Raw genomic sequence first — 24,165 nt, 5'->3', positions numbered from 1 at the left:
TTTTATGAGATCAAAATTTTTTATATTGGCCACAACCCTCTTTGGCCTGGTGTTGGGATTGCCCTTTTGGGTTTCCGCCCAGGAATCCAGTCTGAAGGATTATCAGGTGCTCATCGTCAAGGACCTTGAGGTTCCTTCTGGGTCACCCGCCCCCGAATCCGCAGGGTCGCAGATGGCCGAAAAGGCGATCTACCAGCTGAAGAGATATTCCGAGAAGTATCCTCTCTTCGAAACGATCGTGAAGGAGGGGAGCAAGGGGGCAAAAGAAATTCCTCCCGGGAAGAAGGTCCTCGTGCTTCAGGGCGAGGTGAGGGAGTACACCCGGGCCACGGTGGGAAGGCGGATCGGTCGCTCCTTTATTCCGGGAGGAGAATTCACGGGAACCGCCGCCTTTGCGGCACGATATCGGTTCGTGGATAAGGAAACCGGAAAGGTCGTCTATGAGACGGATCTCCGGACGACCTCCACGGGGTCGGAGGATACCGTGGAGTATGCGATGGACCGGAACGGCGAGGCCCTGGCCAAGACGATTTTAAAGGTGAGGGGGAAATAAACAAGACCCCGCTCCCTCTCGAAGGAGCGGGGTCTCAAAATTCTTGGGGTTCGACGAAATGGGGTTTAATGGACCGTTCTCCAGTAGAGGACCTGAATGACCTTGCCGCCCAGTTCCTCTGGCGAGAAAACCCCTCCTCCCACGCCGATATATCCCACCACATCCCCTTCAATGATGGAGATGACCACCTGGGAGGGAATTCCAGCTCCGATGATCATGGAGCGATCCGTCTTATATATCGTTGGGGGCTGTCCAGGGAGATCATTGGTCAAATCATAATTGAACATGGCCGCCCCCGTTTGAAACTGGAGCGCATAGACCCTACCGGTACCTTCCCCTAAAAAGCAGATGTCCCCTTCGTTGGGGTAAGAGGGGGTAAAGGTTGTGAAATAAACCGTCCTGGAATAGATGAGAGGAGAGGCGAGGCATTTCTCGCCCTTATTTTCAAGCGTGATAAACCAACCGCTCCAATTGGCCAGTTGGGTTCTCGTCTGTTCCCGAAGGACCAGATCGTCGCTTGTGGGGTTCGGTTTCTGGAGGATGTCGCTGGTCACATCGACCAGGTTGGATTCGGAAAGAGGGGTGGAAGGGTTAGAATCTTTGATCGCATAGAGGCGGTTTTGAGTGGGAAAAGCGGATGTGCCGGTTTCCTGTTTGGGGTGTTCCCTGTCTCCGGTGCCGATGAAAACCCATTGAAATCCTGGCCCCGGCGAAACTTCGGGGGGATAGAAGAACTTCCTTTTGTCCGCCGAGGAACTGTTCGCTCTGAAGATCACCTTTCCGGTCCAGGCTGAGAGGTTGTTCAAATTCCCGATGTCAAACCGCCAGAGCTGGCCTCCCATGTCTCCCACGTAGAGGCGGTCGATCTTCCCGTCTCCGTTGATATCGATGGCGCTGATATCGCTTGGGATGGAATAGACCATCCGAGAATCGTTCGTCTTCGAAAACTGCCATAGGAGTTGACCGTTCGAAATATCGATGGCGTAAATGGCATTTCCTTTCTGGTCTCCCGATCCGCAACTCATATTGGGATCGTTGCAGGGATCGTATCCTCCAGCGACGAAGGCGACGACCTTCTTCCCATCCCCATGAGCTACTGGTTTCAGTACGGGCGTGGACCAGGTCTGGCCTAACCTTTCAAAACCGGAAGTCGATGGACCTATCTCCCAGAGAAACCTTGGGGCTTCGGGATTGGTCACATCGAGGGCAATGTAACGGTCCCCTCCTCTCCTAAGACCGAAGATAAGAATGGCCTTCGTGATGGTCCCGTTGGAATTCCTTTCGATATAAGCCTTGGGGGAGCCGTCGACAGAGGTCTGAAGGGTGAGATTGGTCTCGAAGTCTTTCAATTTGGGAAGTACACTGGGCGGTACGAAAGCCCACAATTCCCTTCCCGTCGCATCATCGAAGGCATGGAGCATCCCGTCATTGGCTCCGGCAAAGATGACAGACCGGTTTGGATAGTGAATGACCAGAGGTCGGGAATGGATGAAAGCTCCCAGGATCCAGGGTACCGTGATCTCCTGGCCCACCTCGTTGAGATAGGACGCCTTGCGCTTTTCCTCTGTGATCGTATTCTCGTCCCAGTCGAAGGAGTCGAATCCATGGACGAATTTGATGATCTTCTCTCTCCTCACAGGGTCATTCGAAAGGCCCAGCATGGAATAGGTAATATTTGAATTCGCCACCGTGAAGGCATTCTCGGGTTCCGTCAGGAGTTTCTTTTCGGATATCCCGACATAGGTGTAGATCTTTCGAGGGTCATTTAACAGGTCCCGGTTTGCCAGCTGTTCTCCAACCCCTCCCCTGACCACCTCTCCCCCGTCTTCTCCTGAACTCCAGTAGGAACGGGCGGTTCTATCAATTTCGTTCAAGGTGGTGATGGCGGGCCGGCCTAAAACATCGAGGATATCCCCCTTTTTGATGTTCCCTGATGACCTATCGGCGATTCCAAATTTTTTGATGTTTCCCAGCCATAGGCTTTTGAGGGTGGGTTTGAACATCGCCAGATACATCCGGTTTTGGGAACTGTAGCTTTCCATCTGGCTGATGGGAACCACCGGGGCCACATAACTGGAGGATTCCGCAAGGAGGTTGAGGATATAGTCCCGGATGTCAAACAAAGCCTGCTCCAGTTGGGATGGGGTTTCGGCGAAGTAAGCATACCCCGAGATATTTTGGCTCCCGGGATCATATGTATGGTTCGAACAGCTGCTCATCCCCGCAGGGTAGAGTTGTCCGGGTGGGATGAGGTAAGTCCCCGAAATGGAATCCGCTGCCTCCCTGTTGTTGGTGCCGCCATAGTAAGCCGCCCAGTTCAACGTATTTCGCAGGCTCAGGGGCAGGGGAGCTCCGAATCCGATGACAAAGACTTTATATCCGTCATTCGCCAGAGCCCTTGCTGCCGCAATCGTTTCTCTTCTCCGTTTATACTGATCCGATTGGGCTTCGGATCCATTGCCATTGCAGGCCAGGGTATCCTCGCCATCCGAGATCAATATAACGAACTTCTTTCGACAATTTCTCGCGTTATCCTCTGCCTTATGGGCGTTTAGGTAGAGCCTGGCCTCTTTTAAGGCATTTGCCAGGTGGGTCCCGCCTTTGCCCCCTGCATTGCTGATGGAGTCCCATATCGTTGCGTAGGGAGTGTTAATTGGATGAACCAACCGATTGCAACCCGAATTGTAATCCGTTCCCGTATCGCTCCCGCAGTCGTAAAATCTCATATATCCCATTCTCATGCTGAGAATTTCCTGGTCCCTTGAAGTGATTTGGCCGTCGTCGTTGGCATCGAGAATGCTTTTGATGGCCCTCTTGGCGATCTCGACCCGGCTGCAGTTGGTGTTTCGGTTCGGGTCCGAACTGCTGTAGGTTTTATAGAAGGGTCCAGAACAGGCGCTATTGCTGTAGATCGGATAGTCATTCGTACTCGAGTTGTAGTCATTCGTATCATCGGGGACATCACAATAAGTGCCCCCCCGGGAGGTGGCATAAAAGGGGATATTCTGGAGCCGGCAGTCGTTTTTATTTGACGAGGTGATATACATCCTTTCACCGGCTGGAGTCCAGCGCATGCTTCCGGACAGGTCGAGAACAATCAAGATGTCCGGAGGGACCTGCTGGATCGTCTGGTCGAGGACATAGAGGTCGGTATCCGCCCCCCGGGCATCAGAAAGAGGAAAGAGAATCAATAATCCAATGAAAAATAAGGCGCGTTTTTTCATCCTTCCTCCTTTTCAGTCGACGACGACCTCGGTGATGGAATCGGATTGGACGATTTCTCGATAGACGTTCACCTGGACAGTGGCCATAGACCGGACGGCCATTTCCGTCCGGTCAGACCCTCTCGATTCGACCCAAAAGTAGGCATACTCCCGATGATACGAACCCCCTTCGGGCGGTCCCATTTTAAAGGGATCGTAGTCGATGATGGCGGTGACATTGGTAGGATTGGTATTGGCCGGGTCGGTGAAGGGATTGTAATTGCGCCTTTTCGGGACGAAATTTTGAAAACGGGTGATGAGGACATTGGCCCCGCTGTCCGCATTGAAAAAGGCATCGGTGGAGCGGCGTTTTTCCCCCGAGAGAAGGATTTCGAAGTTCGAGGTAAAGGTCGCTGCCAAGCCGATCAATGTGAGGACCACCATCATCACAAGGGCGATCACCAACGCCATTCCGGATTCATTGGTCAAAGCGGACGGCCTTTTCCTCATCCAACGATTCCTCCTCTCATAATTTTCTCAAGCTCAGATTTCTCAAAGCGACCGTAGAGGTCAGGCTTCTCGGGGAGATCTCTCTAAAACGGTCATCCTGGGGATTGGTCTGTTCGGGCCTTGTGGTCAAAGTCACGCGTACGGCGATGATTTTATCTTGATTGTTATTGACCGTTCCGCAATCGACCCAATCGTTTACGACCCCGTCTTGAGTTTCTTCGGCTCCGATTCTGCCATCCCGGCCGCAGAGGAGTTGAAACGCGGTCACATTTTCTAAAAGGACTTCCGAAGGCTGTGGATTTCCGTTGACCGTGAGCTGTCTTTCGAGTTTGGTTCCGTTCAGGACGTACCTCACGGCGTGAACTTCCGAGACCGGTGGCGAACCCTGCCGATAATGTTCGAACCAGACCGTGATGGAGTTCCCCGTTATGAGGTAGGGAGGCCTCGGTTTATAATCCTCAATTCTCACGAGGGAGGTCGAGTTGTCATAATCGAACCCCGCCATCCGAACATCCCTTACGATCATCTCCATGGCGGTTCGGATATTCTGTTGGACCTCGGCGACCTGGTCCTGGACCACATAGGCCCTGCTCTGGGCGATGAAGAGCCGATAAATACCGGCCACTCCCATGGCACAGATGACGAGGGCCACCAAAAGTTCGATCAAGGTGAGGCCATGCATGTTGGCACGAGGCTGCTTCATCGATTTCCCCCAAGCCCTTTTATCTCGTGATCACTGTAAGGAAGTTGATGGATCGGTCTATTCCGTCATTCCAATTGACTGTGACGGTGATGCGTTTCTCGTTGTCGAATGGGGGAGCAGGGCTATTCGGGCCGAGGACGACCCTCCAAGACCGATTATAGTCGACGCCTCTAATCTGGACGACATCACTGCCACTTACTATATTGTCCCAAGGGGTCACACGGAGACTTTCCATCCTATCCTGTGCAAGGGTCGCTGCCTCGGTCATACTCCCACCGAAGGCATTATTTTTCGTCGTAATGTTCATGAGCCCTGCCAAGGCCAGGAGCGATATGGCAAGGATGACGAGGGCGACCAGTACTTCAATGAGGCTAAACCCCTCGGATTTAAAATAGATTTTCATGGAGTAACCTCCCCGATGAGGAAAATGAGCAAAAGGCATACCAAAAATTCAATTCGAAGGCCATGGAGAGAAAAATTCTAAAGACTTTAGGTCGTTCCAAATATTTTCTGAAATGGATGAGGGAGGGATGGGTGCCTTTTTCGAGATGATAAGTTGGATGAATCATGAAAAAATTTATCTTTTTAGACAAAATGTCAAAGGCCCTTTGCGTTGACAAAGGAAAGTTTCATCCATTAAGATTTTTCCATGGGAAAGAATCTCGTTCACAAAATCCTCGAATCCCACCTCGTATTGGGGACCCTGAAGGCAGGCGAGGAGATCGCCATTTCGATTGACCAAACCCTTACCCAGGATGCCACTGGAACGATGGCCTATCTTCAGTTCGAAGCCCTCGGAATCCCCAAGGTGAAGACGAAACTCTCTGTGAGTTACGTCGATCACAATATGCTCCAGACTGGGTTCGAAAATGCGGACGACCACCGCTTCCTCCAGACCTTTGCGGCCAAATACGGAATCCTCTTTTCAAGACCTGGCAATGGCATCTGTCACCAGGTTCATTTGGAGCGTTTTGCCAAACCTGGGGAGACCCTCTTAGGCTCGGATAGCCACACGCCCAATGCAGGCGCCATGGGGATGATCGCCATCGGTGCTGGAGGCCTCGACGTGGCCATAGCCATGGGAGGTGGACCTTATTTTCTGAAGATGCCGGAAGTCGTCGGGGTTCGCTTAAAAGGTAGGCTTCAGCCCTGGGTTTCATCGAAGGACATCATCCTCGAACTCCTCCGGCGGCTCACCGTGAAGGGAGGCATCGGAAAGATCTTCGAATTCGGAGGCCCGGGAGTTAGAACCTTATCCGTGCCTGAGCGGGCGACGATCGCCAATTTAGGGGCCGAGCTGGGAGCGACCACGACCATCTTCCCGAGCGATGAACGGACCCTGGAGTTCTTGAGGGCCCAGCAGAGGGAAGGGGATTGGATGCCCCTTCAGCCCGATCCCGATGCGGAGTACGATTCCGTCATCGAGATGGATCTGAGCACCCTGGAGCCCTTGATTGCCCAGCCCTCAAGCCCTGACAATGTCGTCCCCGTCAGGGAGGTCGTAGGCCGGGAGATCAGACAGGTCTGCATCGGAAGTTGCAACAACTCCTCCTTTCTCGATTTGATGCACGTGGGAAAAATCCTTAAAGGTCAAAGGGTCCATCCCGATGTGAGCCTTACGGTCACCCCTGGGTCGAGGCAGGTCTTCGAGATGATTTCCAGAAACGGCGTCCTTGCCGACCTCATCCAGGCCGGGGCTCGGATCCTCGAGGCCGCCTGTGGCCCCTGCATCGGTATGGGGCAGGCGCCACCCTCGGGTGCGATATCGATCCGGACGATGAATCGCAATTTCCAGGGAAGGAGCGGGACCCCGTATGACCGCGTCTATTTAGCCAGTCCTTTTGTAGCGGCCGCCTCTGCCTTGAGAGGGACGATTGCCGATCCGAGAGACCTCGGCAGCCATCCCCCCCGGGTCCGGATGCCGAAGAGGTTTATCGTGGATGACGGCATGATCCTTTCCCCCTCTCCTGATCCTGAGAAGGTAGTCATCGAAAGGGGACCGAATATTAAACCCTTGCCCACCAAGGCCCCCTTGGAGGATGAAATTGAGGGTGAGGTGCTGATCAAAGTAGGGGATCACATCACAACGGATCACATCCTTCCTGCAGGTTCGAAGGTCCTCCCCCTCCGATCCAATATTCCTGCCATCTCGAGATATCTCTTCGAGAAGGTCGACCCAGAATTTTACGAAAGGGCCATGGAGCGGGGCGGTGGAATAATCGTCGGGGGCGAAAATTACGGCCAGGGCTCCAGCCGGGAACATGCAGCCCTTGCGCCGATGTTCGTCGGCATCCGGGCAGTGCTCGCAAAATCCTATGCCCGTATCCATCGTTCGAATCTCATCAACTTCGGGATCCTTCCGCTTCTTTTCAAGGATGGAAAGGATTACGACCTTGTCGAACAGGGAGACCGAATTCGGATGGAGAAGGTCTGCGACCGCCTCCGAAAGGAGGAGGTCCTGGTCATCCAAAATGTGACGAAGGGCACGGCCTTCGAAGCCCTCCATGGTTTGGACCATCGGGAGGTCGAGATCGTCCTCGCCGGAGGGTTGCTCAATTATGCCCGTCAAGGAGGGGAGGACCGATGGAGGTAAAGAATATCGGACTTCGCGGGGTGAAGGTGGCCGACACGCGCATCTCGGACGTGGACGGCGAGAGGGGGGTCCTCATCTACCGGGGTTATAACATCGTCGACCTCGCCAAGCATTCCACCTTCGAAGAGGTCTCCTTCCTTCTTCTCCACGATCGCCTTCCTTCGCGGGAAGAGCTGAGGGGATTTCAAGAAAGGCTCTCCTCTGAGCGGGCTCTCCCCGATGAGGCCATCAACGCCCTTTCCGTCTTCCCGAAGCGGGCCCATCCGATGGATGTCCTCCAGGGGATGGTTCCGGTTCTTGGAAGCTGCGATCCCCAGCTCCATGACGAGACTCGTGAAGCGAACCTGGGCAAAGCGATCCGGCTCATCTCGAGATTGCCGGCCGTGGTGGCGGCCTGGGACCGGATCCGGAACGGGAAAGACCCCCTGCCCCCTCATCCCGATCTCTCTCACGCAGGGAATTTCCTTTACATGCTCAAAGGGGCCTTGCCCGACCCGACGACCTCCAGGGAGTTTGACATCTGCCTCATCCTCCATGCCGAGCACTCCTTCAATGCCTCGACCTTTGCGGGAAGGGAAGTGGCCTCTACCCATGCCCACATCTACGCATCGGTGGCCGCCGCCATCGGCGCCCTCTCCGGAGAGCTCCACGGTGGCGCCAACAGCGAGGTGATGAAGATGCTTCGGGAGATCGGCGATCTCGACCGGGTTCCGTCCTGGGTCGCCGAGAGGCTCGGGAAGGGGGGAAAGATTATGGGCATGGGCCATGCCGTTTATCGCACCGAAGACCCGAGGGCCACGATCCTCCGCGAGATCAGCCGGCGTTTGGCCGAACGGACGGGAGAGCGGAAGTGGTATGAGATGACCCGTGCGATCGAGGAGGCGACGAAGACCGAATTCAAGAAGCTGAAGGGGAAGGAGATTTATGCCAACGTGGATCTCTACAGCGCCTCGGTCTACCATATGATGGGGATCCCGACCGACCTCTTCACCCCCGTCTTCGCCCTCTCTCGCATCTCGGGATGGGCGGCCCACATCATCGAAGAGAAATTCGCCGAGGCCCAGCCCAAACCCGAACTCTACCGGCCGGATGCAGACTATGTCGGGACCTATTGCGGGACCGAAGCCTGCCCCTATGTCCCCCTCGAAGAACGATCGAGATGATCCTCTCCCATGACATCGTCATCGTAGGTGCTGGGCTTGCCGGCCTTCGGGCCGCGGTGGAATGCGTCGAGGCTTGGGATGTGGCCGTGGTGAGCAAGGTCCTGCCGACCCGTTCCCATTCAGGCGCGGCCCAGGGGGGGATCACGGCTGCCCTCGGAAACGAGGAAGAGGACCGCTGGGAGTGGCATTTCTACGACACGGTCAAGGGAGGGGACTATCTGGGCGACCAGGATGCCATCGAGATCATGGTGAAAGACGCCCCGAGGGTGATCTACGAGCTCGAGCACATGGGCGTCCCTTTCAGCCGGATGCCCGATGGGAGGATCGCTCAGCGGTATTTCGGCGGCCATACCCGGGACTTTGGCAAAAAACCGGTCAAAAGGGCCTGCTATGCCGCCGATCGGACCGGTAGGGTCATCCTCGATACCCTCTATGACCAGTGCCTCCGGCACCGGGTCAAATTCTACTCCGAACATTACCTTCTCGACCTGGCCTTCGACCAGGGCCGCTGCCAGGGCGCGGTCGTCTACGATCTCTCCACAGGTGAAATCCACCTTCTTCGGGCGAAAGCGGTCCTCTTGGCGACAGGGGGGTGCGGACGGATCTACAAGACCACCTCGAATGGGTATGCCTCAACCGGAGATGGGCTGAGCCTCGCCCTCCGTTGGGGGATCCCCCTGGAGGACATGGAGTTCGTTCAATTTCATCCGACGGGCCTATATCCCCTCGGCATCCTGGTGAGCGAGGCGGCCAGGGGAGAGGGCGGGGTGTTGAGAAATCGCCTCGGAGAACGGTTCATGGAGCGATACGCCCCGACGGTCAAGGAACTCGCCGCAAGGGACGTGGTCTCGAGGGCCATCCTCACGGAGATTCGAGAAGGAAGGGGGATCGACGGAAGGGACTATGTCCATCTCGACCTCACCCATCTCGGAGCCGAGACGATCCAGAGGCGGCTCTGGGAGGTCTCCTCCTTCGTCAGGATCTTCCTCGGCCTCGATCCGGCCTCCCAAGCCATACCCGTCCAACCCACCTGTCACTACCTGATGGGCGGAATCCCCACGGATGCGGATGGAAGGGTGCTCTGGGACGAAAAGGGGAGGATCGTCTCGGGCCTCTATGCGGCTGGAGAGTGTGCCTGCGTCTCCGTCCACGGAGCCAACCGGTTGGGCTGTAATTCCCTCCTCGATCTGCTCGTCTTCGGACGGCGAAGCGGGATGGCGATGAAGAAAGAGATCGCCGAGCTCGACCCTCCCCACCTCACGGAGGAACCCATCAAACGGGTCGAATCGAGGGTGGAGGCCTACTTGAAAGGAACGGGGAAGGAAGAGGCCCATTCCATACGAAAAGGGATGCAGGAGGCCATGATGGCCTTCGGTTCGGTCTTCAGGACCGAGGAGGGTCTAAAAAAAGGGATCGAGGAGATCCGATCCCTGAGGGAGCGGTACCGGGAGATCAAGATCGCCGATCGGACGAAGGCCTTCAATTACGAGTTGATGGAGGCCTTCGAGCTGGGGTATCAACTCGACCTCGCGGAGGTCATCCTCCATAGTGCCCTTTACCGGAGAGAGAGCAGGGGGGCTCACTGGCGGGAGGATTACCCGGAGCGTTCGGACAGCCAATTTCTTCAACACACCCTGGTCTTTCGGACCGAGAAAGGGCTCGAGGTGAGGCCAAAACCGGTAAAGATCACCCGGGTCCGACCCGAGGCGAGGGTCTATTGAGTTCGGGGACCCATCAACCCTGAGAACAACCCATTGCTACGGAATGCACCTTAAACTGAAGGTCTTTCGATTCGATCCCTCTAAGGACAGACAACCCTGGTACCGGACCTACGAGGTGGAGGCCGATCCGATGGACCGCCTCCTCGACTGCTTGAACAGGATCCGGTGGGAGCAGGACCCGACCCTCTCCTTCCGGATGTCCTGCGGTCACGGAGTCTGCGGATCGGATGCCATGAAGATCAACGGCATCTGTGGCCTGGCCTGTCAGAAGCTCGTCAGGGATCTCGGGGGAGAGGTCCTCATCGAACCCCTTCCGGTTTTCAGGGTCATCAAAGATCTCGTGGTCGATCTCGATCCGTTTTTCGAGAAGTACGCCTCGGTCCGACCCTATCTCATCGTCCGAACCCCACCTCCAGAGGATTCGGAAAGGAGGCAGTCTCCGGAGGAGCACCGCCTGTTTGAAGAGGCCCTTCGATGCATCCTTTGCGCCTGCTGCACGGCTGCCTGTCCGGTCAATCAGAGCCCAGAGACGGCCGATTACGTGGGACCCGCTGCCCTGGTCCGCGCTTTTCGCTACCTCTTCGATTCGAGGGATGAAGGGACGGAGGAGAGGCTCCGACTCTTGGACCAGGAGAAGATGGTCTGGGGCTGTCGGACCCACTGGAAATGCACGGAGGTCTGCCCCAAAGAGATCCCGGTCACCCGGCAGATCGGCCAGATCAAGCGAAGGGTTTACGAGACGAAGCGGAAAAGCGGGGAGCGAGGATGAGGAATGCCTTCGTCGCCATCCATGGCCATTTCTATCAGCCTCCGAGGGAGAATCCCTGGCTGGATGAGATCGAACGTGAGGAGAGCGCCTCCCCTTTTCATGATTGGAACGAGCGGATCACCTTCGAGTGCTACCGACCCAATGCCTATGCCCGAATCGTCGATGGAAGGGGGAGGATCCTCGATCTTTTCAACAATTATTCCTCCCTCAGCTTCAACGTGGGCCCGACGCTGCTTTCCTGGCTCGAGCAGAAGGAACCCCGGGTCTATCGGAAGATCATCGAGGCTGACCGCGAGAGCCTGAAACGGCTGGGCCACGGGAATGCCATCGCCCAGGTCTACGATCACCTCATTATGCCTTTGGCCAACGAGAGGGACCAGGAGACCGAGGTCGTCTGGGGGATCAAGTTCTTCGAGAAGCACTTTAAGAGGAGGCCCGAGGCGATGTGGCTTCCTGAGACGGCGGTGAATTCCTCGGTCCTTCGGGTCCTCTTCAGGCACGGGATGCGCTACCTCATCCTGAGCCCTTTTCAGGCATTGAGGACGAGGTCCTTTACCGGCGGAAAATGGACCGATGTCTCCCAGGGCAAGATCGATACGACCCAGCCCTACCGGTGCTTTCTGAGGGATCGGTCGGGGAAAAAATCATATTCCGAGTATATTGACCTCTTCTTTTACGATGGGGCCATCTCGAAAGAGGTGGCCTTCGGCGATCTCCTCAAAGATGGGGAGAGGTTCTGCCTGAGATTGGCCCAGGCCTATCAGCCCTCCAAGAGGGAACCCCAGCTCATCCACCTCTCGACCGATGGCGAGACCTTTGGCCATCACAAAGTCTTCGGCGAGATGGCCCTGGCTTATGCCCTGAGCAGGGGGATAGCGAGGCAGGGATTGACCCTGACCAATTACGGGGCCTTTTTAGAAAAGTCGCCTCCGGTGTGGGAGGTGGAGATCGATGAGGGACCGAAGGGCGAAGGAAGTTCCTGGAGCTGCTGTCACGGCGTTGGCAGATGGAAGGAGGACTGCGGCTGCTCGACAGGCGGACGGCCTGGGTGGAACCAGAGGTGGAGGGCTCCCCTTCGTGAGGCCCTCAACCTCCTCCGAGACGATCTGGCCGAACTTTACGAGGAAGAGGGGAGGAAGCTCTTTCCCGATCCCTGGAGGGCGAGAGACGGATACATCGATCTGATCATGGATCGGTCTCCGGAACGGATTGAGAGGTTTTTCGAGGAGTACGGCCACCGAGACCTCGACCCAAAGGACTGGGTCAGGGGAATCAAGCTCCTCGAGATGCAACGCCACGGCCTCCGGATGTTCACCAGCTGCGGGTGGTTTTTCGCCGATCTGGCGGGGTTGGAGACCCAACTCATCCTCCAGCATGCCGCGAGGGCCATCGACCTCGCCACGGAATTTACAGATCGGCCTCTCGAAAAACGATTCCTCGACCTGCTCTCTCAGGGTCGAAGCAACGTGCCCGGAATGGGAGATGGCCGACAGATTTATGAACGTCTGGTGAAGCCCCGGCAGGTCTCCTTGGCCCAGATCGTCAACCACCATGCCTTTGCCTCCCTCTCCGATGGGGAAAGAAGAACCCGGAAAATCTTTTCATTCCATCTGGAGACGAATCGCGAAGAACGTTGGGAAAAGGGGGAGACGACCCTCCTCCTCGGTCAGGTGACCCTCCGTGCTGACCGTATCCCAGAACCGAAATCCTTTCTCTTCCTGTTAATCTCTTCGAATAAGAGCTTTGGGAACACCTGGGTCTTCGAAGAGGGGACCGGGCCCGATTTCGATCGGTTGAGACAGAAGGGGAGGGAGGCCTTGGAGAGAGGGGAGGGAGGACCCCAATGGCTTTTCCAGAGCTTTCCGGACCATCAGGCCTTCACGATCGGCCACGTGATCAAAGAGCGATCCGACGAGGTCTTTCGACCCCTGATCGAGAAGAGGGTCGGAGATCCCTCCGGCATTTACGAAAAGATCTACCGCCAGGCCAAACCTGTCCTCGAGGTGCTGACCAAAGAAGGGATTCCGATCCCTTACGGGATCCGTTTAGCCGCCGAGTTTACACTCAACCAACGCCTCCAACAGGAGATCCTGAGGTTGAGGGAGGATCTTCGTTCGGGGATCGGCCGAGGGGAGGTCGATCGGATCCTAAAGGAGGCGAATCAGAGCGGGTGCTCGTTGAACCAGGAGACCCCATCGAACCTCTTAAGTCAGCTCCTCTATGAGAAGATGGCCTCGCTCAAGAAGATCGGACCCTCCGACCTTCAGGACCAGGAAGCGATGATCGAAGAGATCCTCGGCCTTCTTTCGGCATCGAGCCGTTGGGGCTTCAAACTCGACCTCTTGATGGCCCAGGATCTGATGGGTGAGATCCTGAACGAGACCCTGAGGCATCTCGAGGAGTCTTTGTGGGGCTTCGCTGCCCCGATGCCCATCCCCTCCAACCTGATTCCTCTTGCCGAGGCCTTGAATTTCGATACCGAAAAGATCTCCAAGGCCGCAGGCCTTAAACGATAAAGCCCCTTCGATCCCCACCCGTTGTCAATTTTACTGTTCCGATGGGAAGGTCATCTGGCCTCCGAAGTAGCCCAGGAGGACGACCAGGGGGGTGACGAGGAGGATCAGGACGAGATAGACGGCGTGGGAGACCTGGATCTCCCCAACCCAGAAGAGGACGACAGCGAGTTCGGTGGCAAGGAGAAAGGCCGAAAGGATTATCTTCCATCTGATGAAAGGGGTCATTTTAAGCCGGTAATTGACCCACCAGGTGAGGAGGCCCGTTGCGATGGCAAAGGGGGTGGCGAGCGTCCCGAGGGCAAAGAGGTGGGTGCTCGTCGTCTTGAGCGAGGGATAGAGGAGAAAAAGATAGAGGAGGTAGAAGAGGGAAGAGGCCATCAAGAAGGCGATGGGAAAATGGACGACCATGGGGTGGGGATGGCGTCTGGCCATCGGAAATCTCTGGAGGATCGTTTGAAGCGCGGCCGGAAGATGGCTTAGCTCCTCTGGAGGTCCCTTTTTCAAGATCCCGATCTGAGGATAGCGTTCGAGAACTTCCGGGCCGTGGGGAGCGGCGGCGATCTCTCCGCTCAGGTCCCTTCCTGGGAGATGGCGGTTCATATGGAGGCCCTTGGCCCAGAGGCGGCTCTGGGTCACATCGTAGACCTTTCCCTGAAAGGCGACGTAGACAGGTTTGCCGTCTTTTCCGTCCATCTCCTTCAACTCTTCCGGAGTAAATTCCCTCATCCCTCTCCTCGCATCTGTCATTTCTTCTTGACCGGGGTTTTGGGTTTTGCGAATTCCACCACATAATAGGTCATGGCCCACCGCTCCTGTTCCGAGAGATGGTCCCACTTGACCATGGAGGTGTTGGGAATCCCCTTGGAAATCACCTCGAAGACCTTTCTGATATCTCCCTTCGCATGGGGCCACTGGCTAAGGGGTAGATTGAAATCCCTCGGAGGAGGTTTGAGGGCCGTCCCCACAGGGCCCTTTCCATCCCCTGTGGCACCATGGCAGGTGAGGCAGTACTGCTCGTAGAGTTTTTTCCCCTGGTTCAGCAGCTCAGGGCTCTTCTTCGGAGGAGGCTTTGAGGCCTGGCCGAAGGAGGAGAAAGGCACGGCAAGGGAGAATACGACCACCAACGTCACGATTGACCGCTTCATAGGACCTCCTTCTTCTGAGAGGGTTCGTGGGCCCTCTCCTCCTTCTCAAGTTCCCAGATGGAGAGGACCGGGAAGAACTTCGAGAAGAGCATGAAGGCCAGGGTGAACCCTGCACAGAGACCTGCCATCATCGACCACTCGACCCAGGAGGGCATGTAAGCCCCTCTGGGATAATGGAGCCTTGGATGGGCAAGGGATGGGATGATGATGAGGAAGCGTTCGAGCCACATCCCGATCACCACGGAGATCGAGGCGGGCAGGAGGAAGGGGGGCGTCCGTTTGTAGACGAGGAGCGGAAAGGGGATGACGAAGCAGAGCGCCACCATGAGCCAGAACAGGGGGGCATACCTCCCTGTCAGTTTGCTCCAGAGGACTTCGAGTTCGTGGCTTCCGCCGGCGTAGGCCACGGTGAGGTGTTCGGCAAAAGTGAAGTAGGCCCAGAGGAGGGTGAAGACCAGGAGGAGGAGGCCCATATTGTTGAAATGGTAAGGAGTCAGGAAGGTTTCGAGACGGTAGAGTCGCCTCAAGGCGATGGTGACGATGACGATCGTGGCGATCCCAGAGAAGATGGCCCCCGTGACGAAGTAGGGGGCGAAGATGGTGCTAAACCACATGGGCTGGGTCTGCAACCCGAAGACCCAGGAGACGACCGTGTGGACACTGACCGCGATGGGGATGACGGCCACGCAGAGAAATCCGATGGTCTTTTCGATCGTCTTCCACTGATTTTCCGTTCCGCTCCATCCGAGGGAGAGGGGCCCGTAGAGCCATCTCCTCCCTGGAAAACGCTCCCTGAGCAACCCGATATCCGGGACCATGAGGACGTAGAGGAAGATGACGCTGACCGTGAAGTAGGTCATGATGCAGGTGAAGTCCCAGATCAGAGGGGACTTGAGCTGGCCATGGAGGGGCACCCAGTAGAAGCGGCTTGATCGTCCGAGGTCGAAGAGGATATTGGTCGGGCCTGCGGCCAAGGCGAAGACGGTGACCGCTTCGGCAGCCCTTCCGAAGGGGGTCCCCCAGCGGGCATGGGTGATCCTCAATACGGCAGAGACCAAGGCCCCGGCGTGGCTGATCCCGATGAAGAAGACGAAGTTGACCAAGTAGAGGGTCCAAGACATGGGATGGCCCATGCCCGTCTCGCCGAGGCCCCACTGGTATTGCCAGCCGAAGGCGAAGAAGGACCAGAGAAAGATGAGGGCAAGCGGAACGAGCGTCACCCAGAAAGGCCAGCCCGCCCGGGTCATGGGCTTCAGGATCGGATCGTATTTCATGGCAAGAGCTTCGCTATCCATCCGTCCAATCCCCTTCTTTGAGATAGAAGACCTTTGGCTCGGTCCCCAGCTCCTCGAGGAGGCGAAAGGCCCTCCGGCTTTTTGAGAGCCGGGAGACCCGGCTCTTCGGATCGTTCAGATCGCCGAAGGTGATGGCCTCCGTCGGGCACGTCTCGGCGCACGCCGGGACGACCTCCCCGTCCCGGATCCTCCGGTTCTCCCTCCTTGCGATCTCCTTGGCCCTCCTTATCCTCTGGATGCAGAAGTTGCACTTTTCGGTGATCCCCTTCCTCCTCTTGTAGACGTCGGGGTTTCTCCCTTTCTTGTATTCGTCCGGCCACCGGGGGGCATGCCAGTTAAAATACCGGACCGTGTAAGGGCAATTCGAAACGCACATCCGGACACCGATGCATCGTGGGTAGACCTGGGCGACGATCCCTTCTGGATTCTTGTAGGTGGCCTCCACAGGACAGACGATGGTGCAGGGCGGGTTGTCACATTGCATACATGGGATGGGGATGAAGTGCATCTTCACGTCGGGGTAGGTGCCTTTCACCTCGGAGATGAGGTTCATCCAGAACTTGGCCCTGCCCAGTTTCGCCTCCCTCTCCCCGGCGAAGGGGATATTGTTCTCCTGGCGGCAAGCGACCATACAGGCCTGGCAGCCTGTGCAACGATCCAGATCGATCACCATCCCCCATCGGTACATGCTCACTCCTTTTCCTTGCCAGTCCCTTTTTATGGACCCGGCATCTAGGCCTTGTAGACCTTCACTCGCGTGGCAAAGGGCGACAAAAATCCGCCAAGATAATCGTACTCCCTGACGATCAGGTCGTTTGGATTTACCCCCCTCCCTTCGGCCCAACGACCATAGGCCCGATGGCCCTGACCGTAAGGGATCTGAACGCATCCCGGGTGGGTCCCGGCGAAGAGCCTTGCCTTGGTCTTGAATCGACCGGCCATCGACTCCACCCAGACGAGATCCCCATCTTCTATTCCAAGGCCGCGAGCGGTTTCCGGATGGATCTCCACCCAGGCATTCCATTTCTCCTTAAGATGGGGGCCGAAGATCTCCTGGAGATAGGGCTGGTTGGCCCCCCTTCCCTCCGCCGTGGTCATCAGCTTGTAGTGGATGAGGCGGAAGGGGAACTCCTTCTCGTCTCCGACGAGCCGTGGTTTTTCGTAGTGGGGAAGGTAGACCCTATCTCCCCTTGCCTCGATCTTCAATTCTTCGAGGATCGAATCGATCGGCCTCGACCGTCTCTTCGAAACCTCCCTGAGGCCGCGTTCCATGGCAAGGGAGTAGAACTCGAACTTTCCCGAGGGCGTATCGAATCGCTGCCGCCACCGGCCGAAGGGATAGGATTCCTCCCACCATCCTCCCGCCTCTGCCAAGGCTTTCAAAAATTCTTCAAAATTCTCTTTCCCAAACGATTCCCGTTTGGCACGGAAGAGGCCTTGAAGGGCCTCGGCGATGGCCTCCCTCATGTCCTTCCAAGGAAAAGAAGCGGCCACGGTCCCACCCAATCCCTTTGCGATCCCGATCAGGACGTCGCCGGAATTGCGGACATCCTGAAGGGGTCTGCTCAAAACGGGCCGTCTCAACCCGATCACCGGATATCCCGGCCCCGGTTCGGGCAGGTCGTCCTGCCACCGCTCGAAATAGGTGCCGTCGGGAAGGACGAGGTCGGCCATCCTTGTGGTCTCGTCCATAAAAGGGGAGAAGCTCACGATGAAGGGGACCTTCTCCAACGCCTCCTTAAATCTGATCGAAGCGGGAAGGCTGAAGATGGGATTGGTATAGTAGAGGAGGAGCGTATCGATGGGATAGGGCTCTCCTCTTTCGAGTCTCTCCGGAAGCAGGTAGGGAACCTCTTGGGCGAATGGGAAGGGTAGGTCTCCTGCTCCGTCGATCCGCGGTCTGGAGAGGCCCTTTTCCGCAATCCCGTCTCTGAGAGGGGGCCGCCACCTCTGGAAGGGAGGAGGGAGTTGCCGGAGGAGCCCTCCTGGCGTATCGATCGAACCCGCAAGCGCATTGAGGGCGTCGATCGCCATCTGGGTGTAAGTGCCGTTGGTCTGCATCCCCGCTCCCCTTCCGGAGAGGGCGATCGAGGGTCGATGGGAAGAGAATTCCCGGGCCAGCTGGAGGATCGTCTCCTCCGGGACACCGGTGATCTTGGAAACCTTTTGAGGAGGATACTCCTTCAGGAGGAGCGTCTTGAACCCGAGATGGCCTCTCCCATCGGGATCTCTCCAGTCCTCGAAGCCGAAGGTGAAGCGGGTGACGAATGCCTCGTCGTATTGCTTCTCTTTGACGAGGCAGTGGGCGATGCCGAGGGCAAGGGCCCCATCCGTTCCCGGCTCGATCGGGACCCACTGATCCGCCTTCGAGGCGGTGACCGAGAATCGCGGTTCGATCTGGACGAGTTTCCCTCTCAGTCCCGGCCTTCCCCGCCTCAGCCATCCATATCCTCTGAGATTGAGCATCGATGATCTGGAGGCCTCGAGAAGGCTTGCCCCGAAGGAGAGGACGTACCGTGTCTCCGGCCAGTGGATGGAGAGGAAGTCTCTCTCGCCCATGGTGAAGAGATGTCCCTTCAAGATCCCCTCCGACCCGCGGGAGGGATTCAAGAGGAGATTGGGAGAACCATAGGCTTCCATAAATCTCTTTATCAACTCGGTCATATGGCCCCGGGACCTTCCTCCGAGGAGGAGGAGGCGATGGGGTTGCCCCTTCTCCCGAAGCTCCTTCAGACGTCGGGTCAGAAGGCCGATAGCCTCGTCCCAGGAGATTCTTTCCCAGAGGCCCTCTCCTCGCTTTCCCTTCCGTTTGAGGGGATTACGGATCCGGTCGGGATCGTAGAGGACCTGGAGGCCTGCCTGTCCCTTGGGGCAGAGCCTTCCTCGGTTGATGGGATACTCTTTGTTTCCCTCGATCTTAACCGGCCAGCCGTTGACGAGACGGATCCTGAGGCCGCAGCCGCTCGGGCACTGGAGGCAGACGCCTTTGGTCCAGTATTCTTCGTAAGGGATCCATTCCCCTTCCTCCGGAAGGGCGTGGAGGAGTTCCTCGGGAAGGACCATCCCGAAGGTGGCCGCGCCGATCATCTTCAAGAGTTGCCGCCTGTTAATCTTCATGGTTCGAGATTAATTATGGCCCGTTTCCTTCCAACGATCAGCTGGAGTGACAAGCATAGCAGTCGATGCTGGCATTTCTCCTCCGATGGCAGTCGAGGCACCAATCCATATAGTTTCGATCGACCATCTTGACCGGCCTCTCTTTGATCGCCGTCAGGCCATGGCAGACGGCGCATTCCACCCCGTTCTGGACATGGACCCAGTGGGGGAAGACGACGAATTTGGGCATCTCGTACATCCTCTTCCAGGGGATGGGTCGGTTCGCTTGGACGTACTTGACCACTTTGAGGGCCTCTGCCCTTTTGCTGAGGGCCTCCGTGGAGTGGCAGGCCCGACAGAGGTCAATGTTGGGGATTCCTGCCACCCGGTGACTCTCCACGTAGCGATGGCAGAAGGTGCAGTCGAGGTTGGCCCTCTCTTTGTGGATGGGGTGATTGAAGAGGACGGGTTGCGGGACCGAGGCGTAGGAGAAGATCGGGAAGAGGGCGAAGAAGGCCTTTTTCGTCTGAACCTGAAGGCGGTGGTAGACCACGATGGAGAGAAGGAGGAAGAGGAGGAGGCCGAGGAGGATCCCGATCTTTTTTCTCATGGAAAGGTCGACTTAGCCGATCCTGACGATCCGGTCCAGATTCAGAAGCAACAACACGGACAACATATAAAGATTAACCGCTCGAAAGGCGAAACGCAAAGAGCCTCTCGGAACCCCGAAAAGGAGCCTCCTCGTCGTCTTGTAGATGAGGAGGAGACCCAGCGAGGTGAGGACGAAAAGGTTCCAGAGGGAAGGATCGCTCCCAAAAAATGGGATGAGGAGGCTCGAGACCACCGTGGCCATGATCCAGACCCAAAGAACCTTCTCCGGCAGGAGATCCTCCCCCCTTTGAAGGAGAGGGGCGAAGCCGGCCTTCAGGTAGTCCTTTCGATAGCTCTGAAGCAGAAAATAGGTGTGGGGAAACTGCCAGAGGAAGAGGAAGGTGCAGAGGGCCAAGATCTGGGGTTCGATGCCCCCGCCTCCCGACGTCCAGCCCATGGCAGGAGGGATGGCTCCGACCCATGCCCCTGGAACGATGGCAAGGAGCGTCCTCTTCTTCAGAGGTGTGTAGACGGCGTTATAGAGAAACAGCGCCGACATGGCCAAAAGGAAGGTTTTCCATGTTGCGGCCAACAGGAGCGAGATTGACCCGAAGAAGAGGAGGAGGATGGAGATCAATAGGCCCGCCTCAGGAGAGAGCCTTCCCGAAGGAATGGGCCGGCCTTTCGTCCTCTCCATCAAACCATCCTCCCTTCTTTCCTGGTACTGGTTGAGGCCTGAGGCGCCCGAGGCGAGAAGAAAGGTGGCCAGAAGCATCGGGACCATCTCCAATGGGGTTGTCCGATCGGCCAGAAGGTAACCTGTGGCCGCGGAGAGGGCGACGAAGAGAGAGAGTTTCCACTTCGTGAGATCAGCCAACAGGGAGAGAAGGGCGAGCATGGACCTCATTTCAGCTCCTTCATATACCGGACCAGTTCCTTTAGCTCTTCTTCGGTCGAGATGCCCTTCTGGCTGGGCATGATGGGCTGGAACCCCTTGACCAGATCGGCGTTCGGTTCGAGCAGCGACCTGAGGAGATAGGCCTCGTCGACCCGGACCTGCCTCTCCTTTCCCTCCGTGATGACGGTCACGGTCTTTCCGAAGATGCCCTTGAGGGTCGGCCCCACCCTGGGCGTTCCGTCGGTGCTGTGGCAGGCGAGGCACCCTTTCTCGAGGATCAGACGCTCCCCTCTTGGAAGGCCTGCCCGCCTCTCCTTTTCCAGTTCCTTTCCTTTATCTTCGTACCAGCGATTAAACTCCTCCTCCTTGAGGACCCTCACCTTTGTGAGCATGTAGGCATGCTGTTGGCCACAGTATTCGGCGCAGAGGACGTCGTAGGTTCCGGCCTCTTTCGCCCTGAACCAGAGGGAGGTCGTCATGCCCGGCACGGCATCCTGTTTGACCCGGAAGGCCGGGATGTAAAAACTGTGGATCACATCGAGGGAGGAGAGCCGGAGGTGAACGGGCCTCCCTTCTGGAATGAAGAGTTCGGTCGTTTTCAGGCCGTTCTCATATTCGAAGAGCCAGGACCAGGTCCGGGCGCTCACCTTTACCTTGAGGGCCCCTTCCGGCACCTTCCTCAGGGCATGGAACCCCGTCCATCCATAATAGAACATGGAGAGCACGAGGAGGGTGGGGACGACGGTCCAGAGGATCTCGAGCCAGAGGTTTCCCCGGATGTCTCGGGGGTTCGGGTTCCTCCTCCGGTGGTATCGATAGGTGAAGTAAATCATGAGGGAGGTGATCAGGACCAGGATGGCGATGGAGATCACCGCGATGTAGAGGAAGACGCTCTGAACGATCTCTTCGGAAAGGCCTGTCAAGCCGCGGACCATGATCTCCCCAAGCGATCAAACGTCTAACGTAGAGCGATATCGAGAAAGGTGATGCCGATGAAGAGGACCAAAAGGGCCAAAATCCCCGGGATCATCCACCGGATCAACCGGATCTTCTTCCCTTCCCTGAGATGCATGAAGTAGTTGAGGATCAGACCCGATTTGACGAAGGCGATGAAAAGGGCGAGGACCAGTCCCCCTTTCCCTATATCCATCCCTGCCGTGGAGACGGCAAGCCCGGTGAGGACGATGAGGATCAACCAAACCCGCACGTAAGTCTCCACTCCGACCTTCCTCCGCTCAGGTGATCAAATAGAAGAGGGGGAAGAGAAAGACCCATAGGATATCGACCAGGTGCCAGTAGAGCCCTGCATTTTCGAGAGGGAGGAACCTTTGGGGGTTCACCCTTCCCCTGACGATCAAGAAGGCCATGACGATAAGGACACCCACACCGACGAGGACATGGAGGCCGTGAAGGCCTGTCATCGAATAGTAGAGGCCGTAGAAGAGGACCTCCCCCCGCTCCCTTTCGAGAAGGGCCGGCGCATTGGGAAAGACCCCGTGATGAATCTTGGATGACCATTCGATCGCCTTGATGAGGAGGAAGAGGCACCCTAAGGAGATGGTCAGGGCGAGAAAGGTGAGGGAGCTTCGCGTCTGCCCCTTTTTTAAGAAGAAGATGGAGAGGGCCATGGTCAGGCTGCTGGTGAGGAGGATGACCGTATTGAGGGCGCCGATGGGGCGATCGAGGGCTTCGGCGGAGAGATGGAAGATATGGGAGTGGTTGAAACGGTAGACCGAGTAGAGGATGAAGAGCCCTCCGAAAAGGAGGACCTCCGAAAGGAGGAAGAGCCACATCCCGAGGGTCGAGCCGATCTCCTCTCTATCTTCTAAACTCATAGGGTCCGGTCTCCACATGGGGGATGGTCTCGAAGTTTTCCTTCGGGGGAGGCGAGGGGATCTGCCATTCGAGCGTGGCCCCTCCCCATGGATTTTCCTCCGCCCTCTCCCCTTTGAAGAGGGAGCGGAGGAGGTTTCCGAACATCAGAATCAGCCCTCCGATCAGGATCCAGGAACCGATCGTAGAAATGAGCTGAAAAGAATGGAACTGAGGGAGGTAGTCGTAGTACCTCCTCGGCATCCCTTGCCAGCCCAGAAGGAGCATCGGGAAGTAGAGCAGGTTAAATCCGGAAAAGAGGAGGGCCCATGCGACATAGGGAACCTTTTTATGATACATCCTTCCGAACATCTTCGGAAACCAGTAGTGGAGCGCGGCGAAGATGGCAAAGCCCGTCCCGCCGAAGATGACGTAATGGAAGTGTCCCACCACCCAGTAGGTGTCGTGGAGGTGGACGTCCGTGGCGAGGGCTCCCTGGAAGAGGCCGGTCAGACCGCCAATGGCGAAGAGGAAGATGAAACTGAGGGCGAAGAGGAAGGGCGGGGCGACCTCGATCGAACCCTTGTAGAGCGTGGCGACCCAGTTGAAGACCTTCACGCCACTCGGGACGGCCACCAAGAAGGTCAAGAGCGAGAAGACGACGGAGGCCACGTCGCTCTGGCCGCTCACGAACATGTGGTGTCCCCAGACGAAGGAGCCCACAAGGGCGATGGCGAGGCTGGAGAAGGCGATGGCCTTGTACCCGAAGATCGTCCTCCGGGCGAAGACCGGAAGGATCTCCGAGATGATCCCCATGGCCGGAAGGATCATGATGTAGACCGCTGGATGAGAGTAGATCCAGAAGAGGTGCTGGTAGAGAAGGGGATCCCCTCCCTTGGTCGGGTCGAAGACGCCCACGCCCATCAACCGCTCCATCAGGGTGAGGAGGAGGGTGATCCCCACCACGGGCGTGACGAGGATCTGGATCCAAGCCGTGGCATAGATCCCCCAGACGAAGAGGGGAAGGCGGAACCAACTCATCCCGGGTGCCCGGAGCTGATGGGTCGTGGTCACGAAGTTGATCCCGGTCAGGATCGACGAGAATCCGAGGACGAAGACGCCAAGGACGGCCAGGGGGACGTTGACGGGTGTCCTCAGACTGTAAGGGACATAGAAGGTCCAGCCGGTGTCGATGGGACCCCCGCCCGTAAAAAGGGAGAGGAGGGCTAAGGCAGCCCCGAGCATGTAGACCCACCAGGAGAGGAGGTTGATTTTCGGAAAGGCCACATCCCTTGCGCCGATCTGGATGGGAAGGAAGAAGTTCCCGAAGATGGCCGGAATCCCCGGGATGACGAAGAGAAAGATCATGATGACGCCGTGGAGGGTGAAGATGGCATTGTAGGTCTGGGGCCTCATCACCGTGGGACCGGGCGCGATCAGTTCGAGCCGCATGAGAAAGCCCAAGAGGACTCCGACCCCGTAGAAGGAGAGGATCGAGACGAGGTAGAGCAATCCGATCCGCTTATGGTCAGTGGAGAAGATCCAGGCCCCGATCCCTTTAAATCTCCCTTCCTCTTCGTAAAAACTCTTCATAAAA

At 57.0% G+C, this 24,165-nt stretch carries 21 protein-coding genes; 6 read left to right on the top strand and 15 right to left on the bottom strand.

Features of this window, described 5'->3' with window-relative positions:
* The first annotated feature begins 4 nt into the window (after nt 1-4).
* Nucleotides 5-553 carry a hypothetical protein gene (locus tag N3G78_03605; protein MCX8117007.1) on the top strand — a complete coding sequence of 183 codons (549 nt, stop codon included), beginning with the start codon at nt 5-7 and terminating at the stop codon, nt 551-553.
* A gap of 65 nt (nt 554-618) precedes the next feature.
* Here the strand turns inward: N3G78_03605 and N3G78_03600 are convergent, their stop codons facing one another.
* From N3G78_03600 to N3G78_03585, 4 genes are read right to left on the bottom strand one after another with little or no spacing between them, the layout of a single operon-like run.
* Complete coding sequence (locus tag N3G78_03600; protein MCX8117006.1) at nt 619-3,777, bottom strand: PilC/PilY family type IV pilus protein; 3,159 nt, start codon at nt 3,775-3,777, stop codon at nt 619-621.
* 12 nt (nt 3,778-3,789) lie between these two features.
* On the bottom strand, nt 3,790-4,266 hold the full coding sequence (locus N3G78_03595) for a pilus assembly PilX N-terminal domain-containing protein (GenBank protein MCX8117005.1): 477 nt from the start codon (nt 4,264-4,266) through the stop codon (nt 3,790-3,792).
* A 16-nt stretch (nt 4,267-4,282) separates the two neighbouring features.
* Complete coding sequence (locus N3G78_03590; GenBank protein ID MCX8117004.1) at nt 4,283-4,969, bottom strand: PilW family protein; 687 nt, start codon at nt 4,967-4,969, stop codon at nt 4,283-4,285.
* Between the two features lie 19 nt (nt 4,970-4,988).
* Nucleotides 4,989-5,372: a prepilin-type N-terminal cleavage/methylation domain-containing protein gene (locus tag N3G78_03585; GenBank protein ID MCX8117003.1), complete on the bottom strand. Its 384-nt coding sequence runs from the start codon at nt 5,370-5,372 to the stop codon at nt 4,989-4,991.
* A gap of 246 nt (nt 5,373-5,618) precedes the next feature.
* On the opposite strand from N3G78_03585, the gene N3G78_03580 reads away from it, so the two are divergent.
* Genes N3G78_03580 through N3G78_03560 form a run of 5 tightly spaced genes read left to right on the top strand, consistent with a single transcriptional unit; the run spans nt 5,619 to nt 13,731 of the window.
* Nucleotides 5,619-7,562, top strand: coding sequence for an aconitate hydratase (locus N3G78_03580; protein ID MCX8117002.1), 1,944 nt, complete (start codon nt 5,619-5,621; stop codon nt 7,560-7,562).
* Nucleotides 7,553-8,725, top strand: coding sequence for a citrate (Si)-synthase (locus tag N3G78_03575; protein ID MCX8117001.1), 1,173 nt, complete (start codon nt 7,553-7,555; stop codon nt 8,723-8,725). Before N3G78_03580 ends, N3G78_03575 begins: the two co-directional genes overlap by 10 nt.
* Entirely contained in the window at nt 8,722-10,446 is a 1,725-nt protein-coding gene (gene sdhA, locus N3G78_03570; protein ID MCX8117000.1) for a succinate dehydrogenase flavoprotein subunit, read from the top strand. The genes N3G78_03575 and sdhA overlap by 4 nt, the downstream gene beginning before the upstream one ends.
* A gap of 43 nt (nt 10,447-10,489) precedes the next feature.
* Nucleotides 10,490-11,215 (top strand): succinate dehydrogenase iron-sulfur subunit, encoded by a 726-nt coding sequence (locus N3G78_03565; protein MCX8116999.1) that lies wholly within the window; start codon nt 10,490-10,492, stop codon nt 11,213-11,215.
* Complete coding sequence (locus N3G78_03560) at nt 11,212-13,731, top strand: DUF3536 domain-containing protein (GenBank protein MCX8116998.1); 2,520 nt, start codon at nt 11,212-11,214, stop codon at nt 13,729-13,731. The genes N3G78_03565 and N3G78_03560 overlap by 4 nt, the downstream gene beginning before the upstream one ends.
* 30 nt (nt 13,732-13,761) lie before the next feature.
* On the opposite strand, the gene N3G78_03555 is transcribed toward N3G78_03560, so the two are convergent.
* From N3G78_03555 to ctaD, 11 genes are read right to left on the bottom strand one after another with little or no spacing between them, the layout of a single operon-like run.
* Complete coding sequence (locus tag N3G78_03555) at nt 13,762-14,457, bottom strand: cytochrome b5 (GenBank protein MCX8116997.1); 696 nt, start codon at nt 14,455-14,457, stop codon at nt 13,762-13,764.
* Nucleotides 14,458-14,474: 17 nt separating this feature from the next.
* Nucleotides 14,475-14,876 (bottom strand): cytochrome c, encoded by a 402-nt coding sequence (locus tag N3G78_03550; protein ID MCX8116996.1) that lies wholly within the window; start codon nt 14,874-14,876, stop codon nt 14,475-14,477.
* Complete coding sequence (gene nrfD / locus N3G78_03545) at nt 14,873-16,171, bottom strand: polysulfide reductase NrfD (GenBank protein MCX8116995.1); 1,299 nt, start codon at nt 16,169-16,171, stop codon at nt 14,873-14,875. The genes N3G78_03550 and nrfD overlap by 4 nt, the downstream gene beginning before the upstream one ends.
* The gene (locus tag N3G78_03540; protein MCX8116994.1) at nt 16,164-16,859 is read right to left on the bottom strand and encodes a 4Fe-4S dicluster domain-containing protein; all 696 of its coding nucleotides are present in this window, start codon (nt 16,857-16,859) and stop codon (nt 16,164-16,166) included. Before N3G78_03540 ends, nrfD begins: the two co-directional genes overlap by 8 nt.
* A 44-nt stretch (nt 16,860-16,903) precedes the next feature.
* A complete protein-coding gene (locus N3G78_03535; GenBank protein MCX8116993.1) occupies nt 16,904-19,288 on the bottom strand; it encodes a molybdopterin-dependent oxidoreductase in 2,385 nt (794 codons plus the stop codon).
* Between the two features lie 37 nt (nt 19,289-19,325).
* Nucleotides 19,326-19,877 (bottom strand): cytochrome c family protein, encoded by a 552-nt coding sequence (locus N3G78_03530; protein ID MCX8116992.1) that lies wholly within the window; start codon nt 19,875-19,877, stop codon nt 19,326-19,328.
* 12 nt (nt 19,878-19,889) lie between these two features.
* Nucleotides 19,890-20,765, bottom strand: coding sequence for a protoheme IX farnesyltransferase (locus tag N3G78_03525; protein ID MCX8116991.1), 876 nt, complete (start codon nt 20,763-20,765; stop codon nt 19,890-19,892).
* On the bottom strand, nt 20,762-21,691 hold the full coding sequence (gene coxB, locus N3G78_03520; protein ID MCX8116990.1) for a cytochrome c oxidase subunit II: 930 nt from the start codon (nt 21,689-21,691) through the stop codon (nt 20,762-20,764). The genes N3G78_03525 and coxB overlap by 4 nt, the downstream gene beginning before the upstream one ends.
* A gap of 23 nt (nt 21,692-21,714) precedes the next feature.
* Entirely contained in the window at nt 21,715-21,975 is a 261-nt protein-coding gene (locus N3G78_03515) for a cytochrome C oxidase subunit IV family protein (GenBank protein ID MCX8116989.1), read from the bottom strand.
* Nucleotides 21,976-21,991: 16 nt separating this feature from the next.
* Nucleotides 21,992-22,591: a cytochrome c oxidase subunit 3 gene (locus N3G78_03510; GenBank protein MCX8116988.1), complete on the bottom strand. Its 600-nt coding sequence runs from the start codon at nt 22,589-22,591 to the stop codon at nt 21,992-21,994.
* A complete protein-coding gene (ctaD, locus tag N3G78_03505) occupies nt 22,575-24,161 on the bottom strand; it encodes a cytochrome c oxidase subunit I (GenBank protein MCX8116987.1) in 1,587 nt (528 codons plus the stop codon). The genes N3G78_03510 and ctaD overlap by 17 nt, the downstream gene beginning before the upstream one ends.
* Nucleotides 24,162-24,165 lie beyond the last annotated feature (4 nt).

Source organism: Thermodesulfobacteriota bacterium (genome assembly GCA_026415035.1).
Taxonomy (GTDB): domain Bacteria; phylum Desulfobacterota; class BSN033; order BSN033; family UBA1163; genus RBG-16-49-23.
Note: the sequence above shows the minus strand (reverse complement) of the source record. Positions and strands in the feature narration are given on the sequence as shown.